The organism is Bacteroides sp. MSK.20.82 (assembly GCF_019052485.1).
GTDB lineage: Bacteria > Bacteroidota > Bacteroidia > Bacteroidales > Bacteroidaceae > Bacteroides > Bacteroides thetaiotaomicron.
Window position 1 is genome coordinate 62,358 of sequence record NZ_JAHQUN010000024.1, and the last position, 18,489, is coordinate 80,846.

22 protein-coding genes and 1 tRNA gene are annotated in these 18,489 nt (G+C 44.5%); 12 read left to right on the forward strand and 11 right to left on the reverse strand.

Translation table 11 applies throughout. From position 1 onward, the window contains the following. The first annotated feature begins 120 nt into the window (after positions 1-120). The 3 genes from KTR07_RS17970 to KTR07_RS17980 all read left to right on the forward strand — a co-directional run bounded on the left by KTR07_RS17970 (position 121) and on the right by KTR07_RS17980 (position 1,251). Positions 121-705: a uracil-DNA glycosylase family protein gene (locus KTR07_RS17970; protein ID WP_032840622.1), complete on the forward strand. Its 585-nt coding sequence runs from the start codon at positions 121-123 to the stop codon at positions 703-705. Positions 706-759: 54 nt separating this feature from the next. After that, positions 760-1,113 (forward strand): arsenate reductase family protein, encoded by a 354-nt coding sequence (locus tag KTR07_RS17975; RefSeq protein ID WP_008760124.1) that lies wholly within the window; start codon positions 760-762, stop codon positions 1,111-1,113. Positions 1,114-1,178: 65 nt separating this feature from the next. Continuing rightward, positions 1,179-1,251: transfer RNA gene (locus tag KTR07_RS17980), tRNA-Trp, on the forward strand. 102 nt (positions 1,252-1,353) lie between these two features. On the opposite strand, the gene KTR07_RS17985 is transcribed toward KTR07_RS17980, so the two are convergent. The 3 genes from KTR07_RS17985 to KTR07_RS17995 all read right to left on the reverse strand — a co-directional run bounded on the left by KTR07_RS17985 (position 1,354) and on the right by KTR07_RS17995 (position 4,036). Then, positions 1,354-1,788: a DUF5053 domain-containing protein gene (locus KTR07_RS17985; protein ID WP_008760122.1), complete on the reverse strand. Its 435-nt coding sequence runs from the start codon at positions 1,786-1,788 to the stop codon at positions 1,354-1,356. Between the two features lie 62 nt (positions 1,789-1,850). Then, complete coding sequence (locus KTR07_RS17990; RefSeq protein WP_225710228.1) at positions 1,851-2,030, reverse strand: hypothetical protein; 180 nt, start codon at positions 2,028-2,030, stop codon at positions 1,851-1,853. Positions 2,031-2,170: 140 nt separating this feature from the next. Continuing rightward, entirely contained in the window at positions 2,171-4,036 is a 1,866-nt protein-coding gene (locus KTR07_RS17995) for a VWA domain-containing protein (RefSeq protein ID WP_011109265.1), read from the reverse strand. Positions 4,037-4,226: 190 nt separating this feature from the next. Between KTR07_RS17995 and KTR07_RS18000 the strand changes: the two genes are divergently transcribed. From KTR07_RS18000 to KTR07_RS18020, 5 genes are read left to right on the forward strand one after another with little or no spacing between them, the layout of a single operon-like run. Further along, positions 4,227-4,880, forward strand: a complete 654-nt coding sequence (locus tag KTR07_RS18000; RefSeq protein ID WP_008760121.1) for a CDP-alcohol phosphatidyltransferase family protein — start codon at positions 4,227-4,229, stop codon at positions 4,878-4,880. After that, entirely contained in the window at positions 4,877-5,833 is a 957-nt protein-coding gene (locus tag KTR07_RS18005; RefSeq protein ID WP_011109264.1) for a phosphatidate cytidylyltransferase, read from the forward strand. The genes KTR07_RS18000 and KTR07_RS18005 overlap by 4 nt, the downstream gene beginning before the upstream one ends. Before the next feature lie 25 nt (positions 5,834-5,858). Beyond that, entirely contained in the window at positions 5,859-6,512 is a 654-nt protein-coding gene (locus tag KTR07_RS18010) for a lysophospholipid acyltransferase family protein (protein WP_117981240.1), read from the forward strand. A gap of 5 nt (positions 6,513-6,517) precedes the next feature. Then, positions 6,518-7,090, forward strand: a complete 573-nt coding sequence (locus KTR07_RS18015; protein WP_008764619.1) for an RNA polymerase sigma factor — start codon at positions 6,518-6,520, stop codon at positions 7,088-7,090. Next, the gene (locus KTR07_RS18020) at positions 7,087-8,436 is read left to right on the forward strand and encodes an energy transducer TonB (RefSeq protein ID WP_117981239.1); all 1,350 of its coding nucleotides are present in this window, start codon (positions 7,087-7,089) and stop codon (positions 8,434-8,436) included. Before KTR07_RS18015 ends, KTR07_RS18020 begins: the two co-directional genes overlap by 4 nt. A gap of 247 nt (positions 8,437-8,683) precedes the next feature. Here the strand turns inward: KTR07_RS18020 and KTR07_RS18025 are convergent, their stop codons facing one another. The 7 genes from KTR07_RS18025 to KTR07_RS18055 all read right to left on the reverse strand — a co-directional run bounded on the left by KTR07_RS18025 (position 8,684) and on the right by KTR07_RS18055 (position 14,719). Next, positions 8,684-9,856 (reverse strand): DUF418 domain-containing protein, encoded by a 1,173-nt coding sequence (locus KTR07_RS18025; RefSeq protein WP_008764617.1) that lies wholly within the window; start codon positions 9,854-9,856, stop codon positions 8,684-8,686. A gap of 80 nt (positions 9,857-9,936) precedes the next feature. Beyond that, positions 9,937-10,809 (reverse strand): pyridoxamine kinase, encoded by an 873-nt coding sequence (locus tag KTR07_RS18030; protein ID WP_008764616.1) that lies wholly within the window; start codon positions 10,807-10,809, stop codon positions 9,937-9,939. Between the two features lie 203 nt (positions 10,810-11,012). Continuing rightward, entirely contained in the window at positions 11,013-11,594 is a 582-nt protein-coding gene (locus tag KTR07_RS18035) for an LUD domain-containing protein (RefSeq protein WP_008764615.1), read from the reverse strand. Further along, positions 11,591-12,976, reverse strand: coding sequence for a lactate utilization protein B (locus tag KTR07_RS18040; RefSeq protein WP_008764614.1), 1,386 nt, complete (start codon positions 12,974-12,976; stop codon positions 11,591-11,593). Before KTR07_RS18040 ends, KTR07_RS18035 begins: the two co-directional genes overlap by 4 nt. Then, the gene (locus tag KTR07_RS18045; RefSeq protein ID WP_008760113.1) at positions 12,973-13,713 is read right to left on the reverse strand and encodes a (Fe-S)-binding protein; all 741 of its coding nucleotides are present in this window, start codon (positions 13,711-13,713) and stop codon (positions 12,973-12,975) included. The genes KTR07_RS18040 and KTR07_RS18045 overlap by 4 nt, the downstream gene beginning before the upstream one ends. Before the next feature lie 56 nt (positions 13,714-13,769). Continuing rightward, positions 13,770-14,315 (reverse strand): radical SAM protein, encoded by a 546-nt coding sequence (locus KTR07_RS18050; protein WP_032840540.1) that lies wholly within the window; start codon positions 14,313-14,315, stop codon positions 13,770-13,772. 29 nt (positions 14,316-14,344) lie between these two features. Next, positions 14,345-14,719, reverse strand: coding sequence for a 6-carboxytetrahydropterin synthase (locus tag KTR07_RS18055; RefSeq protein ID WP_008764612.1), 375 nt, complete (start codon positions 14,717-14,719; stop codon positions 14,345-14,347). Between the two features lie 128 nt (positions 14,720-14,847). On the opposite strand from KTR07_RS18055, the gene KTR07_RS18060 reads away from it, so the two are divergent. Then, entirely contained in the window at positions 14,848-15,207 is a 360-nt protein-coding gene (locus KTR07_RS18060; protein ID WP_008764611.1) for a YbaN family protein, read from the forward strand. Here KTR07_RS18060 and KTR07_RS18065 read toward each other — a convergent pair. Beyond that, positions 15,177-15,743, reverse strand: a complete 567-nt coding sequence (locus KTR07_RS18065) for an MTA/SAH nucleosidase (protein ID WP_008764610.1) — start codon at positions 15,741-15,743, stop codon at positions 15,177-15,179. The genes KTR07_RS18060 and KTR07_RS18065 overlap by 31 nt on opposite strands. Before the next feature lie 149 nt (positions 15,744-15,892). Between KTR07_RS18065 and KTR07_RS18070 the strand changes: the two genes are divergently transcribed. The 3 genes from KTR07_RS18070 to KTR07_RS18080 form a co-directional block, all read left to right on the forward strand. Further along, positions 15,893-17,128, forward strand: a complete 1,236-nt coding sequence (locus KTR07_RS18070; RefSeq protein WP_008764609.1) for an acyltransferase — start codon at positions 15,893-15,895, stop codon at positions 17,126-17,128. Positions 17,129-17,149: 21 nt separating this feature from the next. Next, on the forward strand, positions 17,150-18,217 hold the full coding sequence (locus KTR07_RS18075; protein ID WP_008764608.1) for a Gfo/Idh/MocA family protein: 1,068 nt from the start codon (positions 17,150-17,152) through the stop codon (positions 18,215-18,217). A 57-nt stretch (positions 18,218-18,274) separates the two neighbouring features. Then, positions 18,275-18,489, forward strand: a 215-nt coding sequence (locus tag KTR07_RS18080; protein WP_117860580.1) for a twin-arginine translocation signal domain-containing protein, incomplete at its 3' end; no start/stop codon positions are given.

Consider the following 18,489-nt stretch of genomic DNA (forward strand, 5'->3'; position numbering starts at 1 on the left):
ATAAGTTGTTTTTCACCATCTCCGTGCAAAAATAGCCAAATATTTTTAAATTTGTTTTTTTCCGCAACTATTTTGAAGGAAAAGAATAGATTCGTTATTTTTGTAGGAAATTACATCAATATGGAGATTGAAATCGAAAAACATCCTTTAAAACCCTTTCTCCCACCAAAAGCAAAGTTGCTGATGCTGGGAAGTTTTCCGCCACAAAGAAAACGGTGGTCGATGGATTTTTATTATCCGAACCTGAACAATGATATGTGGCGCATTGTCGGACTCTTGTTTTTCGGAGACAAAGATCACTTTCTGAACGATACGCGGAAAGCATTCTGCCGGGAACAGATTATTGACTTCCTGAATGAAAAAGGAATCGCCCTGTTCGATACAGCCTCATCTATCCGGCGTTTGCAGGATAACGCTTCGGACAAATTTCTGGAAGTGGTGCAACCGACGGACATTGCTGCATTACTCCGCCAACTGCCCGAATGCAGAGCGATCGTCACCACCGGACAGAAGGCAACGGATACGCTCCGTGCACAACTGGAAGTGGAAGAACCGAAAGTAGGAGACTATGCCGAATTTGTGTTTGAAGGACGGGCGATGAGACTCTACCGGATGCCTTCTTCCTCACGGGCGTACCCGCTTGCATTAGATAAAAAAGCCGCCGCCTATCGGATTATGTATCAGGATTTGCAGATGGTAATTTAAGTAATAGGTATTAAGTAATAAGTATTAGATATTAATCGATAAATAGTATATAGTATGACACCTTTATTTTTGCAATATCCGGCGTGCAGTACATGCCAGAAAGCTAAGAAATGGCTAATCGAAAATAACATTGAGTACACTAACCGGCTCATTGTGGAAGATAACCCTACGGTGGAAGAGTTGAAAGCATGGATTCCACGAAGTGGATTGCCAATAAAGAAATTCTTCAACACAAGTGGTTTGGTATATAAAGAGCTGAAACTGAGCGAAAAGCTGCCTTCCATGACTGAGGAAGAACAAATCGCATTGCTGGCAACAAACGGTAAGCTGGTGAAACGCCCGTTAGTAGTGACAGACAGTTTCGTTCTGGTAGGTTTTAAGCCCGATGAATGGGAAAAATTAAAATAATTGGAAATTTATTTACCCTAATATTTGCTGGTTCGGAAGTTTATACTACCTTTGCAGCCGCAAACACGGGAGTAGCTCAGTTGGTAGAGCACCGGTCTCCAAAACCGGGTGTCGGGAGTTCGAGCCTCTCCTCCCGTGCAAGGTCAAATAGCTGTAAGTATAATGCTTACAGCTATTTTTATATATAAAAAGCGGCTTCCAATTTAATATGGAAGCCGCTTTCATTCGAAAGTTGTGTTTTTAAAGGCGATGTTTCCTCAAGAGGAAAGCACTTTTCTTTATTCGTTCACTCAAATCGAGTAAACTATCTGATAATAAATCAATTTCATCGTCAGTAAAGGTAGCAACCTTGTTATTAACATGATAACCATTCATACGCTGACTGAACCAAGAACGCGACTTATTAAAATATTCTTCAGCAATATAAGACCAAGTAATAGCCGGAACAATATCTTTCAATGCTTGCTTGAAATCATATTCATCAATCAACGCTTGTGACTGGTCTATTGTTTGCTGAGCTTTATTGGAAAGAATCTCAGCAAATTCACGTTTTTCCTCTTCCGTTTTCCCTGATAAGGTATGAGCTATTTTACCCTGGAACTGTCTCCGTTGTTCATCTGTCTCCAGCTGGAGAAATTCATTCAACAAATTATTTATCTCTCTATCTGTTCCCATAACAAACATTTTTATATGATTGAGTTTTTAAAGCAGCCCCTCAATACATGAGGAGGTTAATGTTAGTCTTTCAGTTGTTTGAGGAGTTCGATCAGCTTATCCAGTTGAATATCGATCAACCTCTCTAACTCTCTTTGTGGGTATCCTTGCTTCAACAATTCCTCCACACTTTGAGCATAGAACTGCAAGCATCGCTTAACATGCTCTATGTGAGCCTTTAGCTCTTCCTGATTGTCAAACATCGCTTTAAAAACACAGTACAAACATAATAAACATTTGTTTATTAGCAAAACTATTGCAGATAAATCCGCCCTTTAAATTGATTCTTTAACACTTAGATACCTTCCTATAGCATCTATACACTCTTTCCTAATTGTAACCGTTAATCACTTATGGTTTTCTCCTGCTTCATCCCTTTGGCAGTTTCTACCAAACGGATAAATTCTCTTCTGTATCCTTTTTCATCATTATCCAGTCCCTGCTTGGCAAGACCGATCACTTTATCATAGCTTGCCTCTCCTTTGAAGTCAGAGTCCCGAAGCAGCTGACCGAACATAGCCACAGCAGAAGCGAAACGGAAATCGGAAGAAACATTATTTCCTTTATTATCCACAAAGGGAACTTCCATCTTTTTGCTGACATCCTTATCCGGAGCTTTATAGCGCAGTTTCACGGTCAGCAATTCATTAGAACCGGTCGGCTGCACCGTCTCTTTTTGTTTCTTCTGATATTTCAGATCATCTATCTTTCCTACGTAGTCATTCTTTACGCCTACGGGAATCACTTCATAGAAAGCTGTCACCGTATGTCCGGCTCCCAATTCTCCGGCATCTTTGGCGTCATTATTAAAGTCTTCGTCTTTCAGCAAACGGCTCTCATAACCAACCAGACGATATGCCTGCACCTGAGCCGGATTAAATTCCACTTGCAGTTTCACGTCCTTTGCCACCGTATGAAGCGTAGCGCCAAACTCACCCACCAGGACACGATTGGCTTCCTGCAAATTATCGATATAAGCATGATTTCCATTCCCTTTTTCTGCTAAAGCCTGACCTTTATTGTCTTTATAGTTACCCATTCCATAACCTAGCACACTCAGGAATACTCCGCTCTTACGTTCCTTTTCTATCAACTGTTCCAAACCTTCCACAGAAGAAACACCTACATTGAAATCTCCATCGGAACAAAGAATGATCCGATTGTTTCCTTTAGGAAGGAAGTTCTGTTTAGCCACTTTATAAGCCAGTTGGATACCTGCTCCGCCGGCCGTAGAGCCACCGGATGTCAGTTCATCTATCGCATCACGTATTTTCTGTTTGTCACTGCCCGGAGTAGATTCCAGTTTTACGCTGGCGTTGCCTGCATACACAACGATGGCAACTTTATCTTTTTCACGCAGGTTATTAACTAATAGCTTCAGAGATGACTTCACCAAATCCAGACGGGTAGGTCCCCACATAGAACCGGATACATCAATCAAGAATACCAGATTAGATTCCGGAAGTTTGTCAGTCGGAATTTCCCTTGCTTTCAGTCCGATACGTACCAGACGATGATCAGCATTCCAGGGGCAAACACCTGCTTCCATTGTTATCTTCACCGGATCGCTTCCGGTCGGCTTCGCATAATCGTAGGAGAAATAATTCACTAACTCTTCTGTACGGATAGCATCAGGCACCGGCAAGGTACCACTGTTGATCATACGACGCATATTACTGTAAGAAGCGGCATCCACATCAATAGAGAAAGTAGAAAGCGGAGATTCTCCTACCTGCTTAAAACCATTTTCACTGATCGATTTATATTCTTCCGTATTTACTGCATCCATACGTACGGACGGGTGTCTGAGACTTGCCAGATTGACGGTTGATATGGCACCGGTAACAGCTACCTTTCGCTGGCTGCCGTATCCGACGACAACACATTCTTCCAATACATCAGAACTGGCCTTAAGACTTACGTCCATCTTTGCAGAGAATACGACTTTTTCCACTTTATCAAAACCAATATAGCTGAAGATAAGAGTTTCCCCTTTGTTTGCTTCAATCCTGTACTGCCCTTGTAGGTTCGTAACAGCTCCACGGGATGTTCCCTTGACCGTCACCGCACATCCTACCAACGGCGAACCGTCTGATCCGTCCGTCACCGTTCCCTTTACGATCAAAGGCTGTGCCCATACCGTACCACCCAATGTAGTAATCACTAACATCACCGTGAGCATCATTGCTCTGAGTTGATTTGTCTTCATAACTTTATCTTTTTAAAATGTTACAATTAATCCGCTTTTACTATAGAGATGCAGATTCCACACGGATTCCATAAACCAACTGAAGTTTTTTTATTTTCATTGAAAATAGCACGCTTTTCAAAATAATCCTTCATTCTTTTGCTGCTTCTAAGATGATGTGTATATTTGCGAACAATAAACATTCATAAAAATGAAACATGAAGTCGACGGAAGGCGGGAAATAGCCTCACGAAACACCGCTTGGGCTAACATTATCGCCCGTAAACTAACCGGTTGGGGCATCACTCCCAACCAGATTTCAATGATGAGTGTATTCTTCGCTTTGGCTGGTTGCCTTCTGCTGACGGGCACTGTTATCTATCCCGATTTCAATAAATACGTCGCTTATATTCTGTTCATCGTCTGTATGCAGTCGCGGTTACTATGTAATCTGTTTGACGGAATGGTGGCTATAGAAGGAGGAAAGAAAAGTGCCAACGGAGATTTATACAATGATATGCCCGACCGATTCGCCGATGCCTTGTTTATCATTCCTGTAGGCTATGTAGCCGGAGGATTCGGGATAGAACTGGGATGGCTTGCCGCCCTGCTTGCCGTAATGACCGCTTATTTCCGCTGGATAGGAGCTTACAAGACACAACAGCATTTCTTTAACGGCCCGATGGCGAAGCAACATCGCATGGCTTTACTGACACTGTGCTTTGTGATTGCCACCTGCACCATTCACTGGGGATATGAACAGATCGTGTGCCTCATTACTCTTATACTAATGAATATCGGTCTGATCGCCACTCTTATACACCGTTTATATCTTATGTCTCACACAAACAACGAAGCGAAATGAAACAACTATTGGACAAATTATTCCCTACGCTAAGCGATGAGTTAATTATTGTAATCACCCTTATTATCTGTTTGCTGGTGACGGCAAGCATCGCCCTCTTTCTGGTAAAAAAGCTGTCGCCGAAAACCAATATCAGCGAACTGGTTGCCCGTACCCGCTCATGGTGGATTATGGCAGCAATGTTTATCGGTGCCGTTTTCATCAGCTACGACATTTCTTATTTTTTTCTTGCATTTCTCTCTTTTATAGCATTCAGAGAACTTTATTCGGTATTAGGATTCAGAGAGGCAGACCGCCGTGCACTGTTCTGGGGCATATTGGCTATTCCTATCCAATACTATCTTGCTTATATCGCGTGGTATGGGGCATACATCATATTCATCCCCGTAGTTATGTTCCTGTTATTGCCATTACGACTGGTATTGAAAGGCGATACACACGGAATCACTAAATCCATCGCTTTGCTGCAATGGATTCTGATGCTTTCTGTATTTGGTATCAGCCACCTCGCTTATCTTCTCTCGTTACCCGAATTGCCGGGCTTCAATGCGGGAGGACGCGGACTGCTGATGTTCCTCGTGTTCCTTACAGAAATCAACGATATCATGCAGTTCGTCTGGGGAAAACTCTTCGGACGTCACAAAATTCTGCCCAAAGTGAGTCCCAACAAAACATGGGAAGGCTTTTTGGGAGGTGTCGTCAGCACTACGGTTATAGGATACTTTCTGGGATTCCTCACTCCGCTCTCCACGCCCAACGTAATTCTGGTCAGCGCCCTCATTGCCATTGCCGGATTTGCGGGAGATGTAGTCATCTCGGCCATCAAACGTGATAAAGGCATCAAAGACATGGGAGATAGCATCCCCGGTCATGGTGGAGTATTCGACCGCATAGACTCTCTGTCCTATACAGCTCCGGTGTTCTTCCACCTCGTTTATTATATAGCTTATTAGCCGGCATACTATGAAAAAAAGATTCATGCAGTCTGCCATGATGCAGATACTATATAAAGGTATATTCCGGTGGTTTCTGAAACTGATCGTGGGAGTCCAGTTCCCCGATACCCGATTCCTCCGAAAAGAAGGACAATTCATCATCCTTGCCAATCACAACAGCCATCTGGATACACTCAGCCTGCTTTCTTCCCTACCCGGCAACCTTTTGTGGAAAGTAAAACCCGTAGCCGCGGAAGATTACTTCGGAAGAACCCGGTTTCAGGCCGCTTTCAGCAATTACTTCATCAACACCCTTCTCATCAGAAGAAAAGGAGAAAAGGACTCGGAACACGACCCACTCCGGAAAATGCTCGATGCCATCGATGAAGGATACTCGCTGATTCTTTTTCCCGAAGGTACAAGAGGGAAGCCCGAACAAATGGGAAAAATAAAATCCGGCATAGCCCGTATCTTGTCTCTGCGACCGGAACTGAAATATATACCGGTTTTCATGACCGGCATGGGACGTTCACTCCCCAAGGGAGAATTAATCTTATTGCCTTACAAGGCATCCATCTTTTACGGAACGCCTGCCGTAGCCGGAAGCACAGACGTTCATGAGATTCTAAAACAGATAACGGATGATTTTGAGATGATGAAAGATAAATATCAGGTAGTAACAGAAGACGACGAATAGAGAAAGTGCTGTTCAATGTACGAAACATATCGAAGCTATCGGACGAGGAACTACTGACCCATTATATAAAGTCCGGGGATACGGAATATTTCGGTGAACTATACAACCGTTATATCCCGCTGACGTACGGACTTTGCCTGAAATATCTGCAAGATGAAGACCAAGCGCAGGAAGCGGTGATGCAGATGTTTGAAGACCTGTTACCTAAAATAATCAATTATGAGATAAAAGCATTCAAGCCGTGGCTCTATCGGGTGGCGAAGAACCATTGCCTGCAACTGTTACGAAAGGAAAACAAAGAAATTCCGCTGGATTATACCATTAATATTATGGAATCCGACGAATTTCTGCATCTATTAAGTGAAGAGGAAAGTTCGGAAGAGCAGCTGAAAGCATTGCACCACTGTCTGGAAAAGCTGCCCGAAGAACAAAGGACCAGCATTACACGTTTCTTCCTGGAAGAAATGTCGTATGCGGATATTGTCGAACAAACCGGATTTACTCTGAATAACGTGAAAAGCTATATCCAGAACGGAAAGCGAAACTTGAAAATTTGTATTAAGAAACAAGCCCTATGAAACTATTGGACTACATACGAGGACTCCGCAAAGGGAAAGAGGCACATCGACTGGAAAAAGAGTCGATGAAAGACCCTTTTCTGGCTGACGCGATGGATGGGTACCACCAAGTAGAAGGGGACCACGAAGAACAGATTAATAAATTGCGGATGAAGGTAAACGCCCATTCGGCAAAGAAAAGAAATACGTATGCCATCACTTGGAGCATTGCCGCCTGCCTGATTATAGGAATCGGAATCAGCAGTTACTTCCTGTTTCTGAAACAGAACGTTGGAGAGGATGTGTTTATAGCTAAGGAGCAGCCCTCTGCCACTGCAACTGTTCCTGCTCACAAAGAAGACACTTCCCTATCCGCTCCAAAGATGGAACCGGATTCCGGTCGCCCTTCTGCCACAAAGGAAACGGTCGGAAAAGATATAATCGCCAAGACAAGGCAGGATTCTCCATCCCAAAGTACACCTTCGGGGGCTCCTTCCGCAACGGTTCCTAAAGCAGTGGCTTCTAAAGCAGCGACTCCCCAAGCAACGCCTGCCGGAACTCCGATAATGGAAGAAATGGTTGCTCCGGCAGAAGAGCTGGAAGAAGCGGCTATCACAACGGTTACAGATACTTCTTTCCTGGATGCCAACAGGAAAAAGATGAAAGCAACTCAATTGACCACCCAAATGAATAACATGATCAAAGGGAAAGTGACGGACGACAAAGGAGAACCACTCATCGGAGCTAACGTCACTTATAAAGGAGCAACTTATGGAGCGATAACGGATATCAACGGAGAATTCTCCTTGCCCAAAAAGGAAGGTAATGAAATATTAACTGCACATTATATTGGCTATAATCCGGTTAGTATACCGGCAGACACCAGTAAAACTATGCTGATAGCCATGAGTGAAAATAAAACAACACTGGATGAAGTCGTAGTAACAGGATATGGCACACAGAAAAAGGTAGCTGTGACGGGAGCCATTTCTGCCGTATCAATCAAAGATTTGAAAAAAGCTTCGGGTGCATTACAGAAATCAGATACATTAAAAGATGCTGCTATCTCCCAAAAGGCCGATACATTACAGGGGTCTGTCATTCCGGAACCCGTAACAGGAATGAAGCAATATAAAAAGTATCTGAAAAAGAATCTGGCATACCCTGCGGACGACGCTTGCGCAGAAGTCAAAGGCAAGGTTACCTTGACTTTCTTTGTTAACAAAGAAGGGCGTCCCTTCGACATTAAAGTCAAGGAAAGTCTTTGCAAGTCTCTGGATAAGGAGGCCATACGCCTGATTCAAGAAGGTCCGGACTGGACTTACGGAAACCAATCGGCAGAAATCACAGTGAAATTCCACAAGTAATATAGCCGGCAGAGTTCTTATGAGAGCTGACTTTTTATGAATTAGCTTTCTTATGAATGATGAATACAACAAGAATTATACTCACTTTAATAAGAAAAAGTTCTCAAGCCCATGAGAAAAGATTCTCATAGGCTTGAGAATTATTTCTCATCGCAATGAGTATTTTTTCTCATAGCCTTGAGAATTTTTTCTCATTGCGATGAGAATGGTTTGAGAATAATAAGCGCCCGTCAGTCGTTATAAGATTCTAAATCCAAGTTCCTTTACGCCACAGGAATTCCAACGGTCCTTGTTTATGACGGGCAAGCCACCAGCGGCTGAATATCAACTGAATAGTGAAGATAAGCAATGCAATCAGCAGGCTTCCCGTTGCTCCTGCATACTTGTACATTGACAGTCCGAATCCGTAATAGATGGTTACTCCCATGATTGACTGGGAGATATAATTTGTCAGACTCATGCGACCGTAAGGAATCAGCAGACTTTGCCAGCTATATCCTGTATCCTTCTTAAACCAAAGCAAGGTAAAGACAGAAACAAGAATGACCATAAAAGCAAAGTTGGCATAAGACGGAACAGCAATCTTATACGGAACCATTATAGACGGGTTTGTAATCAAAGCGGGTATAAAAGTTTTCAGGCAATAGAGAGGGATAAATGCAAGGATGGCACCTGTCAGCATCTTCTTCCAGAAACGCAAGGACTCTTCGCTTTTCATAAAATACTTCCGGCGTCCTAAAAGCATTCCGAACATGAATAAAGCTGCCGTCTGGAACAGGCGACCGTTTTCTACTTGCCAAATATTGCTATACATCTGCCCGTCAGTGATATTGGAACGGAGTACTTCAAAGAAACTGCCATTGGATGTCACTTCCTGAGCAAGTTTATAATAAGGAATAAAATGCCCTGTTGACGGTACATACTCCAAATTGATCATTGCATAGATGGCACGCCCCCATTCATAAGGTTGCAAAAGTAAGATGGCAGCAATCCAAAAGACTGTCTTATCTTTGAGCTTGCAAACAGGAATCAAGGCAAAGCCGACTACTGCATAAAGCAAAAGAATATCCCCGTTGTAGAACAAGGCATGTAACTGTGCAAACAGGAAAAGCAGGCACATCCGCCACGCAAATCGTCCACGGAAATCTGTTCCGCGCTTTTCCGCATTATGAAACTGGATATAGAAACTAAATCCGAACAACAAAGAGAACGTAGCGTATGCTTTCCCTGCAAACAGGAAGAACATGGTATCCCACGCATACTTATCTATGGTCTGCAACCATGCCGGCAACGTATAATCCAGCGGTAAAAACAGATTATAGTGTTCAAGGTTGTGCAACAATACAATAGCCAGCAGGGCAAATCCGCGCAGAGCATCTACTACTCCAAGCCGTTCAGTCGTTTTAAGTGTTTGAGTCATCAGATATGTTTATTCATGATTACTAATTAGGCAGTAAAAATAGTAGAAATATCTGAAGTACAAAAGTTTATAAATATTAATTATATCAACTCATAGCTTGCCATTTGTATCGGCATATCCAGATTATGAAGCACTTTTTCCAGCAAAATACCTTCCCGGTTGTCATACTCATAGCCAAAGGTTGCCCGAATCCCTTGCAGAATAAACTGGGTAGCACGGTCCAACGCCATCGGAAGACTGTCTCCCTGCATCAAGGAGCCGGTGATCACACTTGTGAATGTATCCCCTGTGCCCGGATAGTGGGCAGGCAGATAAGGGCAAGTCACTTTCCAGTAGCGGTTTCCCTGACGATTGTAGGCATATACGGAAGTCTTATGAGGCTCATCGTGCACCGGAACACTGGTGATAATAACCACCTGTGGACCTTTATCGGACAGGAGACGGAGATATTCTTTCAGTTCCTCATCCGTACTATCCGCTTTATACGGTTCGTCCAGCAAATAAAACAGTTCTGTCAGATTCGGTGTGATCACATCCGCTTTGGTTATCAGATGACGCATTTCTTTCACCATCTCCATATCAAAGTTGGTATAAAGCCGGCCGTTATCACCCAGCACCGGATCGGCTACTATCAGACTATCCGGCTGACGGAAATCCTTGATGAAATCGGAAACAATCTGAATCTGCCGCGGGGAACCCAGATAACCGGTATAAATAGCGTCAAACTGAACTTCCAGCTTCTTCCATTCGGCTATGATCTTCGGCATTTCATCCGTCAGGTCCAGAAAGGAGAAGCCGGGATACTGCGTATGGTTGGACAATACCGCCGTAGGAAGCGGACAAACCTGAAAACCCATAGAGGATAAGATAGGAATAACGACTGTCAGAGAAACACGTCCCATCCCCGAAAGGTCATGAACGGCAGCTATCTTCTTTACTTTATTTGCATACATACTGTTTTTATTATTTAGACGATTATAGTTCTTTCCATGGATGAGACAGAAAACAGAGGCTCTATATATCAACAACAAAGGCTCTGTTTCCTATCAACAGAGCCTTTGTTTATCTTATACAGAAGCTCCATTTTTCTTTGTCCTAACAAAACTAAGCTTCTATTGTTTTAAATCCAAATTTATTTTAGAATAATAAAGCGGAGTTACGTCAATATGACCAAAACCTCCCGTGCTCCATGCGCTCCCATGACCAATGCCTGTTCGATGTCCGCCGTCTTTGACGGGCCGGAAATAAAGGTACCGAACTGATATTCCTGTCCGTCCAGTTTGCGATAAGCATCGTACATGGTATCCACAATCTTATTCCGGTCGATCAGAATCACCAGTTTCTCCGAAATAAAATAAATCGCTTTATACTTCACGGTTTGCGGTATCCAGACAGCACCGTTCTCCGCTACTCCGATCTCTCCCCGAATAACGGCTACCTCAGTACCGTCCAGTTCTTTCGGGTCGTCCACCATATCCGGATTGAAAGTTGCGCAAGATATATCCGGCAATACGGAAGCAATGCGCATCGCATCCGGATACGTCCGGCGAATGACAGCATTCACATCTTCGCCTTCACCCAATACCACTACCGTACCGCCTACCGCACGGCTGATAGCGCAAAATTGCTCTATTTTGTCCGGATACGTCAAACGTTTCATATCTGCTATATCCGGTTTTTCGTAGCGTGTCTGCGTATGCTTACGGATGCTCGCCAATATTTCTTCTCTGCTGCTCATTTTGATTCCTCCTTTCCCTGTACCTCGTTTTTCTTCCACATTTCGTTGAATGACTCTTTGGCAAATTCCGGCAGTTCGCGTCCTTTGCCCCAATCGTCAAAGTCATTGTACTTCATAAAGCGTGGCAGGCCGTTTACCATCGGAGCCGCCCACAGAGCCGCATTGAACAATGCAGGACGCTCCATCAGGAACTTCATGCCACCGGACATTATCTTCTTTCCGGTATTCGCCTTTCCCAATCCGTCAAGGTCTTGACGCCACTTGTAAATCTGTTCTGCCAAATCCACTTTTACCGGACAGACATCAGAACAGGACATACACAAGGAGCAGGCGGAAAGATTATCATAATACTTCTCCGGATCATGAGCCATCCCCAGATTGATACCGATAGGGCCGGGTATAAAGTAAGTGTAGGAGTATCCCCCACTCCGGCGATAGACCGGACAGGTATTCATACAGGCACCGCAACGGATACAGTTTAATGTCTTGATATGGTCGGGCTTGGAAAGGATCGTACTCCGGCCGTTATCCACAATAATAATATGATATTCGCCACCTTCACGCGGACGGCGGTAATGAGAGGTATAGGTAGTCACCGGCTGTCCGGTTGCCGAACGTGCCAGCAGACGGGTGAACACACCTAGCGCATCCAGATCCGGCACGATCTTCTCCATGCCGAAAGCGGCTATATTCAACTTCGGATAAGAAGTACCCATATCGGCATTCCCTTCATTGGTGCAGACTACAATGTCTCCGGTAGAGGCTACGGCAAAGTTGGCGCCCGTCATGGCGGCTTCCGCATTCAGAAAGAGGTGGCGCAGATTCTTGCGTGCGGCATGAGTAAGGTAGGTCGGGTCGAAGTTTCCTTTTTCCGTCCCCATTTCCTTTTCAAACAGTTCTCCCACTTGCTCCCGTTTGATGTGGATAGCAGGAAGAACGATATGGCTCGGCTCGAGATGCATCAATTGCAGAATACGTTCGCCCAAGTCGGACTCTACCACGTCTATTCCGCGTTCCATCAAGAAGGGATTCAACCCGCACTCTTCGGCAAGCATCGACTTGCTCTTGATGAAATGATGTACATTATGCTCATTCAGTATTTCGTACACAATGGCACAATATTCGTCCGCATCTTTTGCCCAGTGCACAATCGCTCCGTTGGCAGTGGCGTTCTTTTCAAACTCTTGCAAGAGCTCTTCGAGGTGGCTGTTGGAATAAAGTTTCAGTTCACAGGCCTTGTTGCGAAGCTCTTCCCATTCGGGAACTTCCTTGCTCATCTTGTCCCTTTTGGCTCGGACCATCCAAAGGGTTTCGTTATGCCATGCTGCCATCTTGCTGTCCTGCAAGAACTTTTCGGCAGCCTTTGAATGTTTGGTACTCATGATTGCGACGCTAAAATTTCGACAATGTGGATAATTTGAATCGGCAGATGCTCCCGTTTGATCACACCTTGCATGTGCATCAGGCAGGAACTGTCCGCTCCGACAATGTATTCGGCTCCGGTAGCCATGTGGTCTTTCACCTTATCACGCCCCATGCAGACGGACACCGCCTGCTCTTCTACGGCAAACATACCACCAAACCCGCAACATTCGTCTATATGGCTGGGCTCGAAAACTTCGATGCCTTCGACCATATCGAGCAGATCGCGCAATTTATTGTAATAAGGGATATTTAACTCACTGGGAGCGGAAATTAAGAGTTCACGCACACCGTGGCAACTGTTGTGGATACTGACTTTATGCGGGAAGCGTGCGGGTATCTTCGTCGGTTTAAGCACATCATGGATAAACTCGCAAAGGTCGTAAATCTTCCCCGCACTCTGGCAGACGTGCCCTTCTTTTTCAAGGATACCGGGATGATTCTCTTTCACAAATGCCACACAACTGGCGGAAGGGCCGACAATGTAATCGTACTCCCGGAACAGATCGTCAAAACGGAGCGCCAGCTTCATCGATTCATCTTCAAAACCGGCATTCGCCATCGGTTGTCCGCAACAGGTCTGATCCAACGGATAATCGACATCTACTCCTAAACTTTTCAATAGTTTATACGATGCTACCCCCACATTGGGATAGATAGCATTGATATAACAAGGAATAAATAAACCTACTTTCATAATTATATTACGTAAAATTTAGATGCATCCTCTGCTACTACATCCGTTTTCTCTGCTTACCGGATGTCGATTAGTTTGTGTGTTTGCAGGCTTAGTCTCCATTTAGGATGTCGCATTACACAGTCCACTGTCAAAGCAGTGTTATTACAAGAACAAGGCTGGAGGAAAAAATGTTCAGCGGGAAGCAGTTCATAAATACTTATATCTTGCCCTTCGTAGACAACTTTCACTTCATCCATCCGGGTAATCCCTAATTTGACACCCTGCTTGGGCGAACAGGTCACCCAGTCGATGGACTCCGGCAGCGGTCGCGTGCCGTTGGTTTCGATACAAACGTATTTACCCGCTTCGTGCAGACGGTCGATCAGTGCGTCGTCTATCCAGAGCGAAGGTTCTCCCCCTGTGAGGATAACGGTAACGGCGGGATATTTGCTGACTTCGGCTATGATTTCGTCGTCAGTCATCAAGGTGCCTGCTTCGTGTTGTGTGTCGCAAAAACTGCATTTCAGGTTGCATCCGGAAAAACGGATGAAGACTGCCGGAGTACCTGTGTGGTAGCCTTCACCCTGTAGACTGTAAAAGATTTCATTAATCTTTCTCATCATTCGAGCTGTTCTAAAATTTCTATTGTCTATTCTGTCTCTCCTGCTGCCGGAGTTTTCTCGTTTGCCACAGCATCTTTCTCGTAGATGACGATGTTTCCTTCGGACTCCTGCACTTCTACTTTATAGCATTGCGGAATCTGCCTGCAAACCCATCGGGCAATGTTTTCTGCTGTCGGATTGAATGGAAGTACTTCATTCAGATTCTGATGGTCCAGTTTCTCCGTGACCACTTCTTTGATTCGGGTGAAATCCACCACCATTCCTTCGGAGTTGAGCCGTGAGGAACGGCAATAGACAGTGATAATCCAGTTGTGACCGTGTAGACTGGCGCATTTACTGCGATACGGAAGTACCAGCTTGTGAGAAGCTGATATCTCCATGCGTTTGATTACTGTAAACATGGCTGTATATATTTAATATAGTTACAAGCATCTAATGTCACCTCGATGCAAGGACAAAGGTAATATAAAAAGAGCTTTCATCCAGCAAACCCGATTATTTTTTCCTGTTTTTACACTATCTTTGCCGAATGAAAACTCTTTATATTGTTTTAGGAAGCATATCTCTCGGACTCGGCATTCTCGGCATCTTTCTGCCGTTACTGCCCACTACCCCTTTTCTGTTACTGACCGCCGCACTTTATTTCAAAGGGTCGCCACGATTATATAACTGGTTGCTGAATCACCGGCACTTCGGTCCATACATCCGCAATTTCCGGGAAAACAAGGCAATACCGCTCCGCGCCAAGATTATCTCCCTTGTGCTGATGTGGGGAACGATGCTCTATTGCATCTTCTTCCTGATTCCGTTCCTATGGGTGAAAATTCTTCTGGGACTGATAGCGGCAGGAGTCACCTATCATATTCTTTCTTTCAAGACATTGAAATAGTTCGAAAGCCCCTGACGGGCGTCGGCAAGTTTGTCCTCCCAATGTTTCACGGAGTTTTGTCCGATAATGTCGGTCACGTACTTCACGGAGATAAAAGGAATCTCTTTGGAACGGCAGACGAAGGCTTGCGCATACGCTTCCATGTCGACGACATCTCCGCTTACGTGAGTCAGTTCCGTCAGGAAACCATCTCCCGTATTACAGATTCCCTCTTCCGTCCAATGCTTGCAGAAGCCTTTTGTTTCGAGCAAAGCGGAAGAATCTATTTCGCATTCCATACCTAGTCCGGCAAGTTTCTGCATATCGCGGTCTATAAATTTGCGGCAGACAAAGATATCCCCTACCTGATGATTGACTGTTCCTGCACTTCCGAGATTCAAAACGAGATCGGGCTGCACCTGGCGGATCGCTTCTGCCAGATGAAAGGCGGACTTCACTTTTCCGATCCCCGTACGGATGTAATAAGGCTCTACATCGGGCCACTTTATCTCTACAAATTCGCCTTGAACGGCATACGTTACTAATATTTTCAGCATAAGTTTTCTGTATAAATAGACATTATCAGATGCAAAAATAAGCATTTATACTCGAAATGGTCAGAGATTGTTCTAAAATGATCAGTTTTTAATGATGGTTGCTTTCGGCGTTCGCTAACTTTGCCTACATAACTTAAAAACAAAATATCATGACTCAAAACTCTATTGCGGACAACCGGATGGTCTGGCTGGATGTTGTCCGTTGCGTCGCCATGCTAATGGTAATCGGCGTACATTGCATTGACCCTTTTTACATTTCTCCTACGATGCGCGTTATTCCCGAGTACACACATTGGGCAGCCATCTACGGTTCGCTTCTCCGTCCTTCGGTTCCCTTATTCGTAATGATGACCGGATTACTGCTGCTACCGGTCAAGCAACAGCCTTTAGGCACTTTTTATAAGAAGCGCATCTTCCGCGTACTTTTCCCGTTCCTCATCTGGTCGGTACTTTACAGTATGTTCCCCTGGTTCACGGGGCTGCTGGGTCTGCCCAAAGAAATCATCGGCGACTTCTTCTGCTATACTCAGGGACATGAGTCGCAAAGCCTCATCGATTCTCTGAAAGATGTAGCCATGATACCGTTCAACTTCAGCCATAAGGAGAACCATATGTGGTATATCTATCTGCTCATCGGATTGTATCTTTATATGCCTTTCTTCTCTGCATGGGTAGAGCGGGCAAGCAATAAAACCAAACAAATTTTCCTTTTCATCTGGATTGTTTCCCTGTTTATCCCGTATATCCGCGAATATGTAGCCAATATGCTTTTCGACCGGAGCGGCTATGTATTCGGCACTGACACGTGGAACGAGTTCAGTATGTTCTACTACTTTGCCGGATTCAACGGCTACCTGCTGTTGGGACATTATCTGAAAGAAGGCGGCAACGGAAATGCACTAAAAATTTTCTGGCCTTTTAGTGGTTCGTCAAAAGATGATCGTCTTACTAATGATTGGAGTGTTTGGAAGACATTCCTCATTTGTGCCGTGATGTTTGCCATTGGATATTATGTGACGTACACAGGGTTCAGCACAACTGCCGCCAACCCGAATGCTACGGAGACTGAGATGGAACTTTACTTCACATTCTGTAGTCCGAACGTGTTACTGATGACTTTGGCCATGTTCCTGATGTTGCAGAAAGTAGTGATCAATACACCTGTCATCGTCAAAGCATTAGCCAACATGACCCAATGTGGTTTCGGAATTTATATGGTACACTACTTTGTAGTAGGTCCGTTCTTTCTGCTGATAGGTCCTTCGGAAATTCCAATTCCGTTGCAGGTTCCGTTGATGGCAGTTTGTATTTTCCTTTGCAGCTGGGCATTCACCGCGTTACTATATAAGCTGATGCCTCACAAGGCAAAGTATATAATGGGATAAAGAAACTAAAAAAGATATACGATGAAAATTAAAGTTGGTCTTATTGGATTCGGTCGAATGGGACGATTTTATTTGAAAGAGATGCAGAAAAGCGGAAGATGGGATGTCGCATACATTTGCGACATCAATCCCGACTGCCGCGAACTGGCAAAGCAATTGTCGCCCGAATCGAAAATACTCGAAAATGAACAGGAAATGTTCGATGATGAAAGTGTGCAGGTGGTCGGACTCTTCGCATTGGCAGACTCAAGGCTTGACCGGATTGAAAAGGCTATCAAATACGGGAAACATATCATCTCCGAGAAACCGGTATCAGACACCATAGACAAAGAATGGAAAGTAGTAGACATCACCGAGAAAGCCAGTTGTTTTTCTACCGTCAATTTGTATCTCCGCAACGCCTGGTATCATCAGACTATCAAACAGTTTATTGATCAGGGCGAGATCGGCGAACTTGCCATTCTGCGAATCTGCCACATGACTCCGGGCCTCGCACCAGGCGAAGGTCACGAATATGAAGGTCCCGCCTTCCATGACTGCGGAATGCATTATGTAGACATTGCACGCTGGTATGCCGGATGCGAATACAAGACATGGCATGCGCAGGGCGTCAATATGTGGAGTTATAAAGATCCTTGGTGGGTACAGTGTCACGGGACATTCCAGAACGGCGTTGTTTTTGATATCACTCAGGGGTTTGTGTACGGACAATTGTCCAAAGATCAGACTCATAACTCATACGTGGACATCATCGGTACCAAAGGTATCGCCCGAATGACGCATGATTTCAAAACAGCTGTCGTCGATCTGCGTGGAGTGACGCAGACCCATCATATAGAGAAGCCGTTCGGTGGAAAAAACATCGATGTGCTGTGCGACTTATTCGCCGACTCCATAGAGACCGGAATCAGAAATCCCCAACTGCCGCTCATACGCGATTCAGCCATCGCATCGGAATATGCATGGACCTTTTTGCACGATGCCTATACACATGATTTGCCTGCTATCGGTGAACTGGAGACACTTGAGCAAATATGGGAAAGAAGAAGAAATATGAAAAATGGATACGGATTACTTCAAAAGCCATAATAAATATTCAATAAAATAAGAAACTGAAATCAATTATTAACTCTTAAAAATAAAACCATGTCAGACTTTTCAAGAAGAAAATTTCTTAAAACGGGGGCTGCTGCTTTAGCAGGAATCACCATTGCTCCCAGCTCTATCTTAGGTATGAGCCACGGACACGTTTCCCCAACCGACAAACTGAACCTCGCAGCCGTAGGTATCGGCGGTATGGGACATGCCAACATCAACAACGTGAAGGGCACCGAAAACATCGTAGCCCTTTGTGACGTAGA